Annotated in this window: 13 protein-coding genes; 9 read left to right on the top strand and 4 right to left on the bottom strand. The window is 35.4% G+C overall.

Annotation, left to right across the window (positions count from 1 at the left end):
- The first annotated feature begins 34 nt into the window (after positions 1 to 34).
- The 3 genes from U6A24_RS22810 to U6A24_RS22800 all read left to right on the top strand — a co-directional run bounded on the left by U6A24_RS22810 (position 35) and on the right by U6A24_RS22800 (position 8610).
- Positions 35 to 4468, top strand: coding sequence for a translocation/assembly module TamB domain-containing protein (locus tag U6A24_RS22810; RefSeq protein WP_324182345.1), 4434 nt, complete (start codon positions 35 to 37; stop codon positions 4466 to 4468).
- A gap of 141 nt (positions 4469 to 4609) precedes the next feature.
- On the top strand, positions 4610 to 5596 hold the full coding sequence (gene pfkA / locus U6A24_RS22805) for a 6-phosphofructokinase (protein WP_324182344.1): 987 nt from the start codon (positions 4610 to 4612) through the stop codon (positions 5594 to 5596).
- Positions 5597 to 6645: 1049 nt separating this feature from the next.
- Complete coding sequence (locus U6A24_RS22800) at positions 6646 to 8610, top strand: AAA family ATPase (protein WP_324182343.1); 1965 nt, start codon at positions 6646 to 6648, stop codon at positions 8608 to 8610.
- Positions 8611 to 8756: 146 nt separating this feature from the next.
- Here the strand turns inward: U6A24_RS22800 and U6A24_RS22795 are convergent, their stop codons facing one another.
- From U6A24_RS22795 to U6A24_RS22780, 4 genes are all read right to left on the bottom strand, one after another.
- Complete coding sequence (locus U6A24_RS22795) at positions 8757 to 9524, bottom strand: hypothetical protein (protein ID WP_324182342.1); 768 nt, start codon at positions 9522 to 9524, stop codon at positions 8757 to 8759.
- A 109-nt stretch (positions 9525 to 9633) separates the two neighbouring features.
- Complete coding sequence (locus U6A24_RS22790) at positions 9634 to 10263, bottom strand: chromophore lyase CpcT/CpeT (RefSeq protein ID WP_324182341.1); 630 nt, start codon at positions 10261 to 10263, stop codon at positions 9634 to 9636.
- A gap of 40 nt (positions 10264 to 10303) precedes the next feature.
- Positions 10304 to 10684, bottom strand: coding sequence for a RidA family protein (locus tag U6A24_RS22785; protein WP_324182340.1), 381 nt, complete (start codon positions 10682 to 10684; stop codon positions 10304 to 10306).
- Between the two features lie 84 nt (positions 10685 to 10768).
- Positions 10769 to 13558 carry a putative LPS assembly protein LptD gene (locus U6A24_RS22780; RefSeq protein ID WP_324182339.1) on the bottom strand — a complete coding sequence of 930 codons (2790 nt, stop codon included), beginning with the start codon at positions 13556 to 13558 and terminating at the stop codon, positions 10769 to 10771.
- Between the two features lie 193 nt (positions 13559 to 13751).
- On the opposite strand from U6A24_RS22780, the gene U6A24_RS22775 reads away from it, so the two are divergent.
- The 6 genes from U6A24_RS22775 to U6A24_RS22750 all read left to right on the top strand — a co-directional run bounded on the left by U6A24_RS22775 (position 13752) and on the right by U6A24_RS22750 (position 19203).
- Positions 13752 to 14876 (top strand): N-acetylmuramoyl-L-alanine amidase family protein, encoded by a 1125-nt coding sequence (locus U6A24_RS22775; RefSeq protein ID WP_324182338.1) that lies wholly within the window; start codon positions 13752 to 13754, stop codon positions 14874 to 14876.
- A gap of 86 nt (positions 14877 to 14962) precedes the next feature.
- The gene (locus U6A24_RS22770) at positions 14963 to 15913 is read left to right on the top strand and encodes an MlaD family protein (RefSeq protein ID WP_324182337.1); all 951 of its coding nucleotides are present in this window, start codon (positions 14963 to 14965) and stop codon (positions 15911 to 15913) included.
- A gap of 5 nt (positions 15914 to 15918) precedes the next feature.
- Positions 15919 to 17238, top strand: coding sequence for a (Fe-S)-binding protein (locus U6A24_RS22765; RefSeq protein ID WP_324182336.1), 1320 nt, complete (start codon positions 15919 to 15921; stop codon positions 17236 to 17238).
- A gap of 67 nt (positions 17239 to 17305) precedes the next feature.
- Positions 17306 to 17752 carry an LNS2 domain-containing protein gene (locus U6A24_RS22760; protein WP_324182335.1) on the top strand — a complete coding sequence of 149 codons (447 nt, stop codon included), beginning with the start codon at positions 17306 to 17308 and terminating at the stop codon, positions 17750 to 17752.
- 52 nt (positions 17753 to 17804) lie between these two features.
- Positions 17805 to 18596 (top strand): (Fe-S)-binding protein, encoded by a 792-nt coding sequence (locus tag U6A24_RS22755; protein WP_324182334.1) that lies wholly within the window; start codon positions 17805 to 17807, stop codon positions 18594 to 18596.
- A 121-nt stretch (positions 18597 to 18717) separates the two neighbouring features.
- A complete protein-coding gene (locus U6A24_RS22750) occupies positions 18718 to 19203 on the top strand; it encodes an ABC transporter ATPase (RefSeq protein ID WP_324182333.1) in 486 nt (161 codons plus the stop codon).
- The last annotated feature ends 60 nt before the right edge of the window (positions 19204 to 19263 follow it).

Raw genomic sequence — 19263 nt, 5'->3', positions numbered from 1 at the left:
AATAAAACGTATCAAAAAATTAAGGCAAATATTGTTGAGGATATTTCTTGTCCTCTTGTCACTTACTGCATTAATTGTAGTTACGTTTTCTATACCTGGAGTTCAAACATTTTTGGGTAAAAAGGCAACAGGATACCTTAACTCCGAATACGCGGTTGATATTAGTATAAAAAGAATAGGCCTTACCTATGCGGGTGATATACAACTCAAAGAAGTTTTTGTTAGGGATCACCATCAGGATACGTTGTTACATGCTACTGGTATTGAGACATCAATTGGCAGTATGAGTGATGTGCTTAACAATAGACCAGAATTAGGAGATGTGTCAATAGAGGATCTTACCTTCAGAATGAAGATATATAAAGATGAAGGAAGTGATAACCTCATGACGTTTATTCGTAAATTCGAAAGTGAAAATGCTACTTCATCAGGACAAAAATTCCTTCTTACTGCCAAGCAGATTATCATTACCAATGGGAAATATAGCTTCATTAATGAAAATCTAAATAATCCCGATGTTGTTAACTATAGTAATATCTTACTAGATGCCGATAATCTAATGGTAGACGGACCAGATGTATATCTTGATATTAATAGTCTGGCATTTGATGATAAGCGAGGTCTTAAAATTTCTAAATTACATACCTGTTTTTCTATTAAACCTGAAGGGATGCAGTTTCAGGAGTTGACCATTGAGACTCCGGATTCTAAAATAGCGGGTGATGTCGAATTTTCTTATGCCCCCGGCGGGTTGGATGATTTTGAGAATAAAGTAAATATTAATGCAATATTTAATAGAGCCACGGTATCGACCAATGATTTGATCCCTTTCTATAAAGGCTTTGCCAGAAATCAACGTTTCAAAATAAGAAACACGTCGGTTCAGGGAGTGCTTAATGACTTCAAAGTTGTTAATGCCAATATCTATGGGCTCGATAGATCCAATGTAAAGGGAGATATACGGATTCAGAATGCCGTTGCAGACCCTACCAAGTTTAAATTAGAAGGAGATTTTGATAATCTTACCACCAATTATTATGACTTAATAAATCTAATGCCAAGGGTATTGGGAAAGTCACTTCCCAAACAACTCCATGAATTTGGTAGTGTTATGGCTATTGGTAATGCAATTGTTACTACCAAAGCTGTAGATATCGATATGGATTTGTTTTCACAATTGGGTAAAGTTAATGCTTTTGTATTGCTAGAGAACCTGGACGATATAAATAAATCTACATACAACGGAAATGTTATCTCAAGTAGTTTTAATCTCGGTAAATTAATAGGTAGAGAAACAGTAGGCAATTCAGCCTTTAATGTTCATGTAGATGGAAGTGGTTTTACCTTGGAAAGCCTGAATACTAGAATTGAAGGAGACATTAGTAGGTTAGAATTAAATGGCTATACCTATACAAACCTTCGAGCCTTAGGAAACCTAAAAGATCGCGTTTTTGATGGAGATCTGAGTTCCAGAGATCCAAACGCCAGATTTACTTTTAAAGGGGTAGCAGATCTTTCTGAAGAAATTAATAATTATGATTTTGTTGCCAATGTGGATCATCTGGATCTTAACAGGCTCAACATATTTACTCGAGATAGCGTTGCTATTCTTAACGGAGATGTGTACATGGATATGAAAGGAACCGGGGTGAATGATGCTTTTGGAACCATTTCTTTTACAAAGACATTGTACACAAATCAAAATGCCGGGTATTATTTTGAAGACTTTGATATCACCTCCAGTTTTGATGAAAATAGGGTTAGAACCATTACCATCAATAGCCCCGATATTGTAGAAGGAAATGTAAAAGGCATTTTCAGGTTTGAAAATGTATATGATCTTTTTAGAAACTCGATCGGAAGTTTATACGCCAATTTTGAAGCCACCGAAATTACCGATGACGAATTTATGGAGTTTAACTTCAGTATCTATAACAAGATTGTTGATGTGTTTTTTCCTGAAATTCAATTTGCACCCAATACGGTCATTAAAGGAAAAGTAGAGAGTAACGAATCAGAATTTAAACTCAATTTCAAATCTCCTTCAATTAATGCTTTTGGAAATTATATGGAGGATATAGATGTTCAGGTCGATAATAAAAACCCACTTTTTAACACCTATGTCGCGATCGATAGCATCAATTCAAAATATTACAATGCATCAGAATTTAGTTTGATCAATGTAACATTAAAAGATACCTTGTTCATGCACTCAGAATTTAAAGGTGGTAAGAACAATGCAGATAATTTTAACCTTGAATTTTATCATACAATAAACGAAGAGAATAATTCTGTAGTCGGGTTCAGAAAATCAGATTTCACCTATAAAGGATATACCTGGTATGCCAATAGAGATAAAAGTAGGGACAAGAATAAAGTGATTTTTGATAATGATTTTCAAAACATAGATATACAGTCTATTGTGTTAAATTATCAAGATGAAGAAATTAAAATTGATGGTATCACCCGGGGGAAGGATTATAAAAATATAAAGGCGACTTTCGATAACGTAGATCTTAACAAAATTACACCTAGGATTGATAGCTTAGAATTTGGAGGTAAAGTTGAAGGGGAATTAGCCATACTTCAGGAAAATGGATTGTACTTTCCAAACTCGGCAATCGATATAAATGATTTGTCGATCAATCAAACGACTTTAGGACAATTAAAACTGAACGTAGCTGGAAATGCCGATCTTACCGAATATAATATCAATACGCGTTTAATTAATAATGAAGAGAAACGAACTTTATCTGCTATAGGAGCTATTAACGTAGCCAGGAATAATTCCTCGATAGATGTTGATTTGGATTTTGATGAGTTTAATATTGCAGAGTTTAGCGCTCTTGGAGGAGTCGTTATTTCTGATATGAGAGGATTTGTTTCGGGGCAGGCCAAAGTTTCTGGGAATTATAAAAACCCGGATATCGATGGTGTTCTTAACTTAAATGAAGTAGGACTTACATTTCCCTATTTAAATGTAGACCTTGATTTGGCCAATAACGCCAGAGTAGTATTAAGTAAACAACGTTTCGAGTTTGATAATATCGATATTCGAGATACAAAATACAATACTCAAGGTATTTTAAAAGGGTTTATTGCGCATAGACGCTTCGCTAAATGGAATCTAGGGTTAGAGATCCTGGCCAATGATCGTCTATTGGTTCTTGATACCGAAGAAGATGAAGAATCCTTGTATTATGGTACCGGCTTTATAAGTGGTGAAGCCAAGATTACAGGACCAACCGATGAGCTGGTAATCGATGTAAATGCAACCACCGAAGAAGGAACTATATTCAAAATACCATTAAATGAAACCGAGTCGATTGGAGATAATTCATATATCCACTTCTTGAGTCCCGATGAAAAACGAGCTAGACTCGAAGGAAAAGAAATTGTCCTTGAAGATATCAAAGGACTTGAGCTTAACTTCGAACTTGATGTAAATGACAATGCCGAGGTTGAAATTGTAATTGATAAAGAAACAGGAAGCTCGCTTAAAGGACGAGGTGCAGGAACCTTGCTTATCGAGATTAATACCAATGGTAAGTTTAATATGTGGGGCGATTTTGTGGCGTATGAGGGAACGTATAATTTTAGATATCGTGGTTTGGTTGAAAAAATATTTACCGTGCGCGACGGGGGAACCATCAACTGGGATGGCAGCCCTACCAGGGCGGTATTGGACCTTAGTGCGGTATATAAAACAGAAGCAAACCCGGCAATATTGCTAGAAAACGCATCGATCAATCGTAAAATCCCCGTAGAAGTAGTGGTAGATCTTCAAGGGCAACTTATACAACCCGATATCAATTTTGATATAGAATTCCCTAACCTGAGTTCGGTAGTAAAAAGTGAATTAGATTATAAGTTAAGTGATCAGTCTAATAAAGATATTCAGGCCTTGTCTTTGGTGTCTTCAGGACAATTTTATAGCGGAACTCTGGATACAGGCGCCATAACCGGAGGCTTATTGGCAGAGCGGGCTTCTAGTATTTTTAATGGGATCTTTTCTGATAAAGATGACAAGTTTCAAGTCGGGTTGAATTATGTTCAGGGGGTACGTACATTGGATCAGGAAAATGCAGATCAATTCGGACTTACACTGTCCACGCAAATCAATAATCGTATTTTGATTAATGGTCGAGTAGGAGTTCCCATTGGGGGTGTAGACGATTCTAATGCTAATGTGGTTGGCGATGTAGAAATCGAGTATCTGTTTAATGAAGATGGATCCCTAAGAGGAAAAGTGTTTAATAGGCAAGATGATATTCAGCTTATAGGAACAACCAACCAGGGATATGAGCAGGGAGTAGGGCTTTCGTATTCTGTAGATTTTGATAATTTCAACGAATTATATACCAAAATTTTTAAAAGCAAAAAAGTTAAAGATTCGATCATAAAACCTAAAGATACGGTGAAGCTGGAAACACCGGATTTTATTAACTTTACTGAGAAGAATGAGTAATGGTTCAGGTACTTGTCTTTATTATTCAAAATCGTCAGTGCGAGTGTCCCGATAGTAATCGGGATGTATCGAGAATAGCTTTTCATTTATACAGTACATAATTTGTTATACATTAAATAACCAACTAAATAACAATACTACATGGCAAGAGAGATCAGAACAATTGGTGTAATGACTTCAGGAGGAGATGCCCCAGGGATGAATGCAGCAATTAGAGCAGTGGCTCGTGCATGCGCCTATTACAATGTAAAGTGCGTGGGGTTTTATAGAGGTTTTCAAGGAATGATAGAAGGAGACCATTGTATTATGAATGCGCGTAGTGTACGTAATATTATTAGTCGTGGGGGAACTATTCTGAAATCTGCCCGTTCTGAAGAATTTCGCACACCCGAAGGAAGAGAAAAAGCGGCCCTTCAACTTAAAGAGATAGGGGTCGATGCGATGGTGCTTATCGGAGGAGACGGAACTTTTAGAGGAGGACAAATCTTTAGCGAAGAATATGATATCCCTGTAATTGGTGTACCAGGAACCATTGATAATGACATTGCGGGGTCCAACTACACTATTGGATATGATACTGCACTCAACACTGTAATTGATGCCATAGACAAAATAAGAGATACGGCTAGTTCTCACGATCGATTATTTTTTATTGAAGTAATGGGGCGCGATGCCGGTTTTATAGCACTTAATACCGGAGTAGGAGCCGGAGCCGAAGAAATTCTTATCCCAGAAGAAGATTTGGGATTGGATAGATTACTTGAATCTTTGAAAAGAAGTAAAAGATCAGGAAAATCCTCAAGTATTGTGGTGGTGAGTGAAGGAGATAAAATCGGAAAAAATGTATACGAACTTGCAGATTATGTTACCGAAAACTTACCAGATTATGATGTGCGTGTAACCGTATTGGGCCATATGCAACGTGGGGGATCGCCTACTTGTTTTGATAGAACCCTTGCTAGTAGGCTCTGTGTCAAAGCAGTCGAGTTATTATTAGATGGCGAAAAAAATGTAATGGTGGGCCTTATCAACAACAAGGTGGCTTCTACCAGTTTTGATAAAGGACTTTCTGGAGATCATGCGATCAATAAAGAATTACTGCGTATTTCTGATATACTTTCTACGTAGAGGGTAGTAGTTAGTATTGAGTAGTTAGAGGTTAGAAAAGTCTAGCATAACCACCCTTCGAGAACCTCAGGGTTCGAACCTGTACCGAGGGCTGAGGCTCTCGAAGCCCAGAATTGTTTTTCCATAAAATGTACACTTCGATATGCCTGTCCTGAGCGAAGTCGATGGGCTCAGTGTACGAATAATATACTATAAATAGAAGCAGCCTTGTACCGAACTAAATCCAAGGATTCGGTTAAAAAAAAAGAAAGAGTAATCAAAAAGATAAGTCCAAGAGTCTTAGAGGTACTTCTAGACCGCAACAAGGTAGCTCGAAGCATCAAAATCACAGCGCGAAGCACCCATGCAGGCGGTTCGAATTATCAAAAAGATAGTACAAAGCGATACCAAGGTAATTCGAACCACCTTTTTTTGGATCGGTACCCATCTGTCTATCAAAAATAATAGGTAAACTATCGCTTCGAAGCCGCAATGGATCAAAAACAAGGATCAAAAGATCAAAACGAAGCGGCAAAGTATCGCGTGCAAGCACCAAATTATCAACTAGAATCACCTTGACGCGGCCTCGACCCCTAACCAAAAGGGGTACACCCCCTTATATAATCGCGATAACTCGGATTTAAGGTTGCAATCCGAACAAAACTAAACATATACTCACACCAAAACACCCATACAAATACAAACCGATTCCCTCCTTGAGGAGGGCCAGGGAGGTGTTTTTATAAAGAATTGTAATTTTTTATTAACAATTTTTAACAAACTTTTTCCCAGGAATAGTGCGGTTTGAGCTAGCATAACAGGGGAAAAATCCCCTGCTTTCCCTACGGAAATCCGTAAACGGCTTTCAGATTAATTGCTTAGATTCGTGATCTCTCACGCAAATCGTTCCTTACAATAAGGAATTTTTATTTATAACATCAGTTAGTATTCCTCATGAATGTTTGTACTGTGGTTTTTCACACAGCTAGTGTTTAGGGTTGCTTTAATTTTGAAAATATAATAGAAGTATTAGAATTTGTTGTGCCTAATTTTAAAAAAAGGAATAATATATGATAATATCATTGATAATAAGACATTATAAAGTATATAAAGGAATTAACTATTTGCCTCTTTCAGATGGAACTAAATTTTCAAGTATTCTTGGTGAAAATGGAGCAGGGAAAAGTTCAATTTTAGAATCGTTTGATTGTTTTTTTAATAAAAAACCTTTTTCTGATTGGTCTATTAACTACGAAGCTAAATCCGAAGGAATAAGTGGTGATAATAGTCCTTATATTCTTCCTGTTTTCCTGATTCCAAAAGATAAACTACGCAATTCTTTAAAAGCTGATATAGAACAATACAAAAAAGCTGAAGTGTTATCAAACTTTCTATGGAATACAACCGAAAAAGCTAAAGGTTCATCTTTAGAGGCGTTTTATGAACATAGAAAAAACATTAAAGAGAAATTTGATCAGAATGAATACTTCTTATTACTAGTTGGAAGAAAATATAAGAGTAGTGGTTGTTTTTTTGGTTCATACCATAAGAAGCTTTCATTTATAAATAATGAACATCATAAAGAATATGCAGAGACCGAGTTACAAGATTATTTTGATGGTTTTTATGAATATATAATCTCACATTATTCATATTTATATATACCTGTTGAGACTGATGTTCAAACTTACACGAAATTAGAAACGCAGGATATGCAAAAATTAATGGATAAAAATGTTCAATCGGAAATTAAGAAAGCGATTACACAAAAAACCATTAGTCAAATAAATGGACATTTAGATAAATTTGTTAAAGACATAGAAAGTGTTTTAGAGACTTATACTTATAAGGGTAAATTTAAAAACAACTTGACAATGCCTGACTTAGTTTCTAAAATAATTGAATCTTATTTTTCAATTAAAGAACTTAACAAAAAGATACCAGGTTCAACAAAAACTATATCCGTAAATGAATTAAGTTCAGGAGAGAAGAGAAAAGCTTTGATAGGTCTAGCATATTCTTTCTTAAAAAAGAATTCGGATAGAGGTTCTAATCTAATAATTGCTATTGATGAACCTGAGTCTTCATTACATATTAGTAATTGTTTCGAACAATTTGAAAAATTGATTGAAATAGCTAAAGAAAATCACCAAATATTAATTACGACGCACTGGTATGGTTTTTTGCCAATAGTAACAGAGGGAACTGCTACTTCAATAAATAAAGGCTCTGATAATAAAATTTCAACAGATTTTTTTAGCCTAAGTAATTTTAGAGAATTTATAAAGCAAGAAAAAGAAAGACATAAAAAAGCAAAAATAAGAGGTCCTTTATCAATAGACTATCGTATCAAATCCTATAATGATTTAATTCAATCTATAATTATTTCAATAATACAAGAAGAGCCATATAACTGGATAATATGCGAAGGCTCTTCTGAAAAAATGTATTTTGAATATTATTTCAAAAAGGAAATAAAGGAAAAAAAATTAAGGATTTTACCTGTTGGCGGTTATGAGGAAGTATTGAAAATTTACAACTATTTGTTAGGGCCATTTAAAGATTCTGACTATGAGAAAAAAGGTAAAATAATTTGTTTAATAGACACTGATGCAAACAGAGTTGATGCAGAAACAGTGGTTAATAATAAAAATTTATATTTTAAAAGATTAGTCTTTAACAAAAAAGATAATACAATTTTGTATAAAATCAATTCTGATTTAACTACTGAAACGACAATAGAGGATTCTTTAGATTCGGCTAATTATGTCGAGACATTAAAATATTTATCTGATAATAATGAAGAATTAAAACCATTAATTAAATCTGAAAACATACGGGAAACATCAACATATTCTAAAGATGCATTAGATTTAAAAGACTCTGAAAAAGATATATTGAAGGATTTTTTTAATAAAGATTTTGGTAAGAATAAATTAGTTTTTGCTGAAAAATATCTAGAAATTACTGATAAGGTAGGTGTTAATAAAACCCTGGGTTGGATTGAAGAAATAAAAGAAATAATAAATAAATAGTCATAACAATAAACCAGATAGCTCGGATTGGCAATCCGAGAATTTCTGATTCAACAATAAAAAGTAACAAACCCACCCCATACAACTTAAACCCATAGCAATATCAAAAACACGGGTGGTAAAAGCATAGATTGCTCGAAGCTTTCTTAGTTTTTAAAAATCTGCGCATCTACAATTTGGGTAAGATCGGTTTTTACTTCGTAATACATGTTAAAAACGCCATCAACACGATCGGCATCGGTAATATCAGGAAATCGTTGGTAACTGGTTCCTGTACCTGGTGGCCAGGCTACCGATTCGGCTTTCACGGCGATATTTTGATTGGTAATGCCAATCTCTTGTATATTAAAACCATTGGTTTTGCCGTCATCTTTTTTGGCAATCATATAGGTTGCTTTTTCGATTGCACCGGTTTCGGGGTTTAGTTTGGCGATGATCGATACTTTGGGGCCACCGCCGGTACCATAACTTTTTTGATAAACATTGGCAAAAGCACCTTCTACAATGGCTTGCGTGGTGATATAGGTAGGGGTATTGCTGCCGCCCACTACGGTAAACACTACCCAGGGCGTGTTGTTGTTATCGATTAAGATCATCTTGGCTCTGCCGTCCACCTCAGATTTTTCATGTTCTACATACCATATCGTTTCGCCGGCTGCATTTTTCTTTCGTACAAAAGGATCTTGGTTAATCGATGTAACCTGGTTAAAACCTATTTCATAGCTGTTGCCGTTATCATCGGTGGCCGTAGTGGCATTCGTAAAATCTATGTTTTCAAGATTTGGGTTTGGGGTACCATTGTCATCTTTGGTGTCATCAGAAGTGCATCCAAGGAGAAAGATACATAGTAAGCAATAAGAAATCGATCTTCTCAGGTAGCAAAAAGATCGATTAATGTGTGGTTTAAACGCCATTTCGCTAAGCAGGTTTAGTACACTGCTAACGAAAAACCTGTCATTTTATTTTGAACGAGATGTTAAAAAACAAACCGGATACAGTAAGGGTCCATGTTATCTGTGGTTTTTACAATTTATCAAAGGTGTAGCCTGCTTTTTCGGCACCCCATACTTGCTTATGATCTTTATCAAAACCTTGATCCCAGCTATACACCAGGTCTTTTTTAATGGTTACTTTAGAGGTAGCATAGCTTGCTCCGCGCAGGGTACTTTTACAGTTGTCATCTAGTGTAGACCCTTGGTACACCCCATCTTTGTTTTTGGTTAGGTATACCTCGCAACCCGATCTTTCTTCAAGAATTGAAGTGTCGAACGTATCAAAAAAGTCTGTTGTTTTCCATTTACCAATAAAACTTTTTTCATCCTTTAATTTAAAAATGGTGGTCTTAAATTTATTCTCAGAAATATGCGCTACTTTATATACTCTTTGGCGATAAGGTGCATCTTGTTTGCTGTACAATGCCTGTTCTACATAGAGCCAGGATGTATTCTTGTCTTTTTTCCAAATAGGGTACATGTGCAACGATATATTGTAATATGTACTATCTGCTTTGGATTGTTTTTCACTATTGTATGAACCTGTCATAAGTGCTACCAAGTCTTTGGTTTTATGGGCTTTGTTTTGTCCATATGTATAGGTGATGCTACAAAATGCAATAAGCAAGACACTTGTAGTTTTAAAAAAAAACGTTTTCATTGGTATGTACTATTTGTGGTTGTTGTATTTTGGTTGTTAATTACTGTATTGCAATTACCGAAATTTCTACATTAACAAACTTGGGTAATGCGGCTACGGCAACGGTTTCTCTGGCAGGAGCCGTGTCTTCATTAAAATAATTACCGTAAACTTCATTTACTTGTGCAAAATTGTTCATGTCGCTTAGAAAGATGGTAGTTTTAATCACGTTTTCAAAGGTCATTCCAACCTCGTCCAGGATGGCTTTTAGGTTTTGCATTACCTGTTCGGCTTCGGTTTTGATGTCATCCATGATTAACTCACCTGTTTCTGGGTTGATAGCAATTTGTCCCGAAGTATATAAGGTATTCCCGGTTAAAATGGCTTGGTTGTATGGGCCAATTGGTGCAGGAGCTTTGGATGTAGTGATGATTTTTTTCATGTGAAGAATATTTTATGATGTAGTACTGTTTTTTTTATACTTTTTGTGCAAGGTACAAGAAATAAACTTCAAGACTAAGAAAGATTATAGTTGTCTATCAGGTTCTCTTCGTTTGTCCCATTTGATGTCACTAAGAGCAGAAGATTTTATACCAATAAAAAAGTTCCAAGACGTTCGATCGCTAAATGGAATCCAGTTAAAGTTCATTCGCCAACTTTCTAGATCTCGCTGAAACCTTAAATTGGTAAATGTAAATCCTGGGTTTGCAAAGTCATATCCCGACGATACACCAACCGACCAGCGTGGGGCAATTTCAACATCTCCGGAAAACATCAGAGAATGTGCCGATATTGTATTTTCGCGGGCATTATTGCTGTAATTTACGTTGTACGAAAGTCGCAGGGTCCATGGTATCTTATAACTATAATCCTTGGCATTAGGATCAATTTTTTTGTCCCTGTTCCTATCAAAGGACCTGTCTTCGCCAAAATCGGTAACCCCACCAAACAAGTCATCTGGTCGTCCTTCGTTCCTGAAATTCTGGTTTTCTAAGGGGTCTTCGATTACTTTTCCTTTTTCAAAATCCTTACTAGAAAAAGAATATCCAAAGTTGGCACTGGCCCTGGTAAGTCTAAAAAGGCTTCCGCCATTATCAATATTCCAGACATCAATCTTGCGATTATTGTTATCCAACGCATATGGATCCAAAGTGGCATTAAAGTTAATGTCTAGTTTATTTTGAATAATAGGGATATTTCCTGTAACCGATATTGGACTTAGTTTTAAAGAATCACCAGCAATATTATAGGCCGTGCTTATATTAAGGTTGTTTAATAAGATAATCTTTTTGGGTTCTGTAGCGGTGGTGTCTTTGTCTTTAACCTTCATCTCTACATTGTTACTCAAAGAAAAACCTATACTACTTGAAAATACATTGCTAGGCGCACCAAAAAAACCACCTTCAAATCGCGAATATTCTACAATTTCTTCGGATTCAATCTCGGGAGTTGTAGGATCGTCTTCAACAGTTCTTGTATAGGTATCATAAAACTGATCAAAGGCAGGATTAATACTATAGCTTATCGATGGTCGCATCGTATGTCGAATCGCTTGTATTTTTTTACCTTTTTTAAAGTTGAAAGTACCATAAATAGTTGTTCCCAAACTTGCCGAGAAGTTGTAGGTTCTAAAGGTATCAAAACCTTGAATAGTATCACGTACCACTTCGCCAGCCCCGTTATTGGCATCTGGATCAAAATCTTGTTTGATTGTTTCAAAAACCCAATTTTCCTGGTAATTGGTTCCGGCAGTGGCGCTTAAGTATTTAAAAATTTTGAAATTTGTACTTATCGGTATAGAATGCTGCATTCCTAACGTGGCACCTTCAAACATCTCTGCAGAGAAAAGATCATCATCTGTGGTTTCTATTCTATTTTCTCCTCTGAAGTTATACTGCGTATTTATATTTTGAAAGATTCCTTTTTTTACACCTACTTTGGGCGCAAAAGGAAATATTCTAGATACGCTGGCATTCATATTTGGCAGTGACATATTCACAATCCCGGTATTGGTGTTAGAATTGTGTGTAGCCGCCATATTAATATTCACTTGCGGGTCGCCCGGAAAGGTCTTTGAATAGGAAATAGAGGAACTAATCTGGTTGTTTAAGAAGTTTCCGGTATTTAATTGGTTTGTGGACTGTTGAAAGAAATCACTACTTCCAAAATTTACTGAAGCTGAAAAACGGGAATTAGGATTTGCTTTGGGATCCTGGCTATGTGTCCATTGGATATTGTAAGTAGTTCTTTGTGCAAAATCTGGAAAACCTCGCTCACTGGTTAGGTTGTTTTCATACCTAAACCTAAGGTTTCCTCTAAATCTATACCTGCGAGCATAGGCAGACTCTACAGCAAATGTGTAACTTCCGTTGGTATAATAATCCCCTAGTAATGTTAAATCTGCATAATCGCTAATAGCGAAGTAATATCCACCGTTTTGTAGAAAATATCCACGATTATTTTCTTCTCCGGGATTTGGGATGATAAATCCTGATGTACGATCTTCAGACAACGGAAAATAACCAAAAGGTAATCCTAACGGAGTGGGAACATCGGCAATAAACATGTTTACCAATCCGGTAACAATTTTCTTTTTAGGAACAAATTTGATGCGTCTTGCATAAAAATAGTATTCGGGATCTTCAATATTTTCAGAAGTAGTAAACTTTACATTTCTCATGTAAATTACCGAGTCATTTTCCCGTTTTGAGACTTCATTTTTAATTTTAAATCCGTTTTGCTCTGTGCGCGAATTGTAGATAAGCGCTTTTTCGGTATCAAAGTTAAATCGAATTGAGTCGGGTTCGACCACATTTGACCCTTGTTTAAAGACAGGGGTTTGTATATATTCACCTACAGAGTCTTTGATACCATAGGCATAGACTTCACTTTTTTCATTATCTACGACAATGCGACCGGCATTAATTTGCATATCACCATAAATGATTTCGGCTTCATTATAGAGATACATTTTATTTTCTCTTCGGCTTAATCGCATGTAATCTGTGGCTTTATAATCCACTTTATCGGTTAAAAGTTGAGGTTCTGGAGCAATAGAATCGGTTTTTGCCGTATCCTGGGCTTTTTCACCAATTAGCTCTTCCGGATTAATAACCACCCTTTTTGTAGTATCAACCATTACAGAGTCTTTTTCTGCAGGAATAGGTACCTCAGTAGTCTTATTTGTTTCTTGTGCAGAAATTTGACAAATACAAAAAAGTGAAAAACTTAGTGAATAAAGTATGTATCTTACCGTTGTTTGCAATGGTTTAAATCCTATTTTTGTATAACTATGGCTTAGTTTTTGAAGTGCCAAAATTACATATATTTTTGATGCCTAGATTGTAATTGGTAAAAAAATAAAAAATTATGTCATAGTTCTGCTCCCAAAAGGTTGTGTTTGACCGGGTAGCACTGTTATTTTTATGAATCATAATGTATTGGTTTGTTATTAAATACTGAAACAAAAAGGGAATGTTTCAAGTATATTGTAAAATTATTTTTAATTAATGAAACGGAATATAGCATATAGTATTTTTCTTGGAGGGCTAATTTTTATAGCAATGGCATTTCAAGTACCTGAAAGTTTGCAGAGTGAAAAGAAATTCATTGTGGTATTAGATGCCGGGCATGGAGGACATGATTCTGGTAACCGAGGAAATGGATATAAAGAAAAAGAAATTGCACTAAAAGTAGTTTTAACCGTGGGGGCCGCTTTAGAAAAAGACCCAAGGTTTAAAGTTGTGTATACTAGAAAGACAGATAAGTTTATAGAATTGCATGAGCGAGGAAAAATTGCCAATAAGGCAAATGCCGATCTGTTTGTATCGGTGCATTGTAATTCTCATCGTTCTCAAGCATACGGTACAGAGACTTTTGTATTGGGGCTTCATGCAAATGACGAAAACTTTAATGTAGCCAAAAATGAAAACTCGGTAATTCTACTTGAGGAAAATTATGAAGCAAATTATGATGGTTTTGATCCAAACTCTCCAGAATCTATAATCGGGTTAACCCTCATGCAAGAAGAGTACCTTGATCAAAGCCTTACTTTGGCCAGTTTTGTACAAAATAGATTTAAAAAATATTTGGATAGAAAGAGTAGAGGGGTAAAACAAGCCGGATTTGTGGTATTGCACCAAACGTATATGCCTAGTGTACTTATTGAACTTGGTTTTTTAACCAATAATAATGAAGGGAAATTTCTTAATTCAAAAAAAGGGCAGGAGCAAATGGCAAAATCTATTACTACTTCGATCATAGATTATAAAGAAAGCTTGGATGCTATTTATTATGTTCCGAAACCTGAAACTCCAGAGATTGTTAATACTTCTGCAAAAATGGAAGGGGATAAAGTATATGAGGATATAACATTCAAAGTACAAATTGCTGCGGGATCTGCAGATATTCCCCTGGAACCGTTTAACTTTAATGGTTTGGATCAATTATCAAAGGTGAGATCGGGAGAATTGTACAAATATTACTTTGGTAGCACAGCTAACTATACTCTTATTCAAGAATTAAAAGAGATTGCGGTAGGCAAAGGTTTTGATTCTAGTTTTGTGGTAGCGTTTCGCAATAATGAAGTAATTCCTTTAACAGAAGCACTAAAAGCTAACACATCTTCCAACTAATCTTAATAAATACTGAGAATTCCTTAAAGAATAATCCTTGGAAATGTATTTTTTATTCTAAATTTGTCACCAAAATTTAATCTATTTTGAAATTTACTCGAGAAGTCAAGACCGGAATATTAGCAGTATGTGCTATAGCACTCTTAATTTTTGGATATAGCTTTTTAAAAGGAAAAAATCTTCTGGAAAACGATAGAACGTTTTATGCAGTCTATAAAAATGTTGAAGGATTGATTCCTTCTTCTCCGGTAACTATAAATGGATTGGTTGTTGGACAAGTGGTAGCCATTAAATTTGCAGATACCCAAGGTAATTTGGTTGTAGAGTTTAATGTGGATAACGAGTTTTCCTTTTCAAGAAATAGCGAAGCCAAAGTATACGGAGGAGGATTAATAGGAGGAAAATCCTTGGCGATTATGCCAAAATATGAACAAGGCCTGGAAGCAAAAAATGGTGATACATTACCGGGTAGGATTGAAGCGGGGCTGTTAGAGCTGGTTAATGATAGGCTTACACCCTTGCAAGAAAAACTCGAAGCAGCAATTACCGATGCAGATACACTGTTAACATCGGTAAACGGAATTTTGAACGTAGATAATAAAAATAACCTGAATTCGATATTTAAAGATTTAAGTAGTACGGTTAAGAACTTTAAGGTTGCTTCGAATTCTTTGAATAATGTTTTAACGGGTAATCAAGACAAGCTGAACAATACATTAGCCAATCTTGATAATATGTCTACTAATCTTAATAAAGTTTCCGATTCTTTGGCAAAACTTAATGTTGCCAAACTTGGTAAAGAGCTGGAAACAGTTTTATCAAATTTTGAAAAAATTTCAAAAGATCTAAATACTGGCAAAGGAACTGCAGGAAAACTGCTTAAAGATGAAAAACTATATACAAACCTAGAAAGAACAACAAAAGAACTAGAGCTATTGTTACAGGACCTGCGGTTGAATCCTACTAGATATATAAATGTATCGGTATTTGGAAAAAAGAATAAACCATATAAAAAGCCAACAGACTCAATAAATTAAAAACTATGCAATATATTCCTAATATCTTATTTGTAATTGCCCTAGTGGCTGGAATTGGATATTTCACCAAAAACATCCGAAAAGTCATTCGTAATATTCGTCTTGGGAAAGATGTGGATCGTTCAGATAATAAAGGTGAACGATTTAAGAACATGGCTATGATTGCCCTTGGACAATCCAAAATGGTAAGACGACCCATCGCTGGAATACTGCATATTATAGTTTATTTAGGTTTTGTTATCATTAATATTGAGGTGTTGGAGATTATTATTGATGGTATTTTTGGAACGCATAGAATTTTTGCACCCCTAGGAAGCTTTTATGATTTTTTAATTGGATCTTTTGAAATCCTTGCTTTACTAGTGTTGGTAAGCGTTATTCTTTTTTGGATTCGACGAAATGTGATTAATATCAGACGTTTCAAAACGTTAAAAGGATGGCCCAAGAATGATGGGAATATTATTCTCTATTTTGAAGTTGTTTTGATGACGTTGTTTTTAACCATGAATGCTGCCGATCTTCAATTACAAGCCTTAGGTGCCGATCATTATATTAAAGCTGGTGCGTACCCGGTAAGTCAATTCATATCGCCTCTGTTTAATGGTATGACCGAAGGAAGTTTAATATTAATAGAAAGAGGAGCCTGGTGGTTACATATACTTGGGATATTAGTATTTCTCAACTATCTGTATTTTTCAAAGCACTTACATATCCTTTTGGCATTTCCAAATACATATTATGGAGATTTGAAACCTAAGGGAGAATTCGATAATCTAGAAGCTGTAACCAAAGAAGTACAGTTAATGATGGACCCAAGTGCCGATCCTTTTGCTGCGCCTGCCGAGGATGAATCTGAAGGTGAGCCTGAAAAGTTTGGAGCATCAGATGTTATGGATCTTAACTGGGCACAATTACTTAATGCTTATACGTGTACAGAATGTGGCCGTTGTACCAGTGAATGTCCTGCAAACCAAACGGGTAAAAAATTGTCACCACGTAAAATTATGATGGATACCAGAGACCGTCTTAAAGAAGTAGGAGATAATATAGACAAGAACGGAAGTTTTGTAGATGATGGCAAACAACTTTTAAATGATTACATCACTCCCGAAGAATTATGGGCATGTACAAGTTGTAATGCTTGTGTCGAAGCTTGTCCGGTAAGCATTAGTCCACTGTCAATAATCATGGATATGAGAAGATATTTGGTGATGGAGCAAAGTGCTGCACCTTCAGACCTCAATAATATGATGTCCAATATCGAAAACAATGGAGCTCCTTGGCCATTCAACCAAATGGACCGTATGAACTGGAGTAACGAATAAGATAAAAAGTCAAACCAAAACATTAACCAAATAAAAACCATATTAAAATTAAGAGAAAGTAAACGTTATGAAGAAGGAAGAAGTAGAAAAATTATTGCATGACAAGGTAGAGGCCGGAGAACATATAAGTCCCGTATTACCTGAAGGAATTAAGAATTACCTTATCGATATCGATGGAACAATTACTGAAGATGTACCTAATGAAGAGCCAGAACGTATGGTTACCTGTGCGCCGTTTCCCGACGCATTGGCAACATTAAATAAATGGTTTGATGAAGGACATATTATTTGTTTCTTCACCTCTAGAACAGAAGATCATAGAGAGGTTACCGAGACATGGTTAAATAAACATGGATTTAAATATCATAGCCTTTTAATGGGAAAACCAAGAGGTGGAAATTATCACTGGATTGATAATCATTTGGTAAAAGCAACTCGCTATACAGGTAAATTTACAGAATTGGTAGAAAGAGTTGTTACGATTGAAGTTTTTGATGATGGAAAACACGATTAATTAGGGGTAAGGTTCCTTGATTTTATAAAATTTAGAAATATAAAGTAGTATTATGAGTGAGACTATAAAAGTGCCAACTATGGCAGAGTATATGGCAGAGGGCAAAAAACCTGAAGTTTTATTTTGGGTGGGTTGTGCCGGTAGTTTTGATGACAGAGCAAAAAAAATAACCAAAGCTTTTGTAAAATTACTTCATAATGCTAATGTAGACTTTGCGGTTTTAGGTACAGAAGAAAGTTGTACCGGTGATCCTGCCAAAAGAGCGGGCAACGAATTTTTATTTCAAATGCAAGCGGTTACCAATATTGAGGTAATGAATGCTTACGAAATTAAAAAAGTAGTGACAGCTTGCCCTCATTGTTTTAATACTTTAAAAAACGAATATCCATCTTTGGGTGGAGATTATGAGGTAATGCATCATACTCAATTTCTTAAATCTCTATTAGATGAAGGAAGACTAGCTGTAGAAGGAGGTAAGTTTAAAGGTAAACGTATCACTTTTCATGACCCTTGTTATCTTGGACGTGCCAATAATGTATATGAAGCACCCAGAGATTTGCTAAAGAAATTAGAGGTTGAGTTAATCGAAATGAAGCGTTGTAAACGTAACGGTTTATGCTGTGGTGCAGGTGGAGCGCAAATGTTTAAAGAGCCAGAACCCGGTAACAAAGATGTAAATATCGAAAGAACCGAAGATGCTCTTGAAACAAAACCTAATATTATAGCAGCAGGATGCCCATTTTGTAATACCATGATGACCGATGGTGTGAAAAATAAGGAGAAAGAAGATAGTATTGAAGTAATGGATGTTGCAGAACTGATTGCCAATGCTCAAGATTTATAGAATTTTTTCTTAGTTATATACAATTTAATAAGGGTTAATATGTTGTTCATATTAACTCTTTTTTATAGAAGTAAATAGAAATAGTTTTTGTTACTTTAGTAACAAGTAAAAAGAATAGCGAATGTTGGTAGATTTTAATGACCTCCCGGAAACATCCAGAGTATGGATTTATCAAGCAAATAGGTCATTTTCTTTGGAAGAATTAGAGGAGATTAAACAGGAATTGGATCAATTTATAACTCAATGGACGGCACATGGTGCAGATCTTAAAGCGGGTTATGATATCAAATATAAAAGATTTATTACCATTGGATTGGATCAAGGAGTTAATGCAGCTTCTGGCTGCTCTATAGATGCATCTGTTCATTTTATTCAGGAATTAGAAAAAACGTATGATGTTGATTTGATGGATAAAATGAATGTATCCTTTAAACAAGGAGAATTTGTGGCCTATAAATCCCTTACCGATTTCAAAAAAATGGCAAAAAACAGATCAGTATCCCCAAATACTATCGTATTTAATAACCTGGTGACTAACATTGCTGAATATCGAACCAATTGGGAAGTGCCAGCAAAAGATAGTTGGCACAACCGTTTTTTAAACTAAAATTTTCGTGTGGCAAATAATTAAAAAGTACATTTCTTTCATTGTTTTTTTTATTACCTG

The sequence above is a fragment of the Aquimarina gracilis genome (assembly GCF_035285365.1).
GTDB lineage: Bacteria > Bacteroidota > Bacteroidia > Flavobacteriales > Flavobacteriaceae > Aquimarina > Aquimarina gracilis.
Note: the sequence above shows the minus strand (reverse complement) of the source record. Positions and strands in the feature narration are given on the sequence as shown.

Coding starts and splice junctions, on each gene's coding strand:
- pfkA (WP_324182344.1), top strand. CDS start 4,610: ATGGCAAGAGAGATCAGAACAATTGGTGTAATGACTTCAGGAGGAGAT.
- U6A24_RS22800 (WP_324182343.1), top strand. CDS start 6,646: ATGATAATATCATTGATAATAAGACATTATAAAGTATATAAAGGAATT.
- U6A24_RS22795 (WP_324182342.1), bottom strand. CDS start 9,524: ATGGCGTTTAAACCACACATTAATCGATCTTTTTGCTACCTGAGAAGA.
- U6A24_RS22790 (WP_324182341.1), bottom strand. CDS start 10,263: ATGAAAACGTTTTTTTTTAAAACTACAAGTGTCTTGCTTATTGCATTT.
- U6A24_RS22785 (WP_324182340.1), bottom strand. CDS start 10,684: ATGAAAAAAATCATCACTACATCCAAAGCTCCTGCACCAATTGGCCCA.
- U6A24_RS22775 (WP_324182338.1), top strand. CDS start 13,752: ATGAAACGGAATATAGCATATAGTATTTTTCTTGGAGGGCTAATTTTT.
- U6A24_RS22765 (WP_324182336.1), top strand. CDS start 15,919: ATGCAATATATTCCTAATATCTTATTTGTAATTGCCCTAGTGGCTGGA.
- U6A24_RS22760 (WP_324182335.1), top strand. CDS start 17,306: ATGAAGAAGGAAGAAGTAGAAAAATTATTGCATGACAAGGTAGAGGCC.
- U6A24_RS22755 (WP_324182334.1), top strand. CDS start 17,805: ATGAGTGAGACTATAAAAGTGCCAACTATGGCAGAGTATATGGCAGAG.
- U6A24_RS22750 (WP_324182333.1), top strand. CDS start 18,718: ATGTTGGTAGATTTTAATGACCTCCCGGAAACATCCAGAGTATGGATT.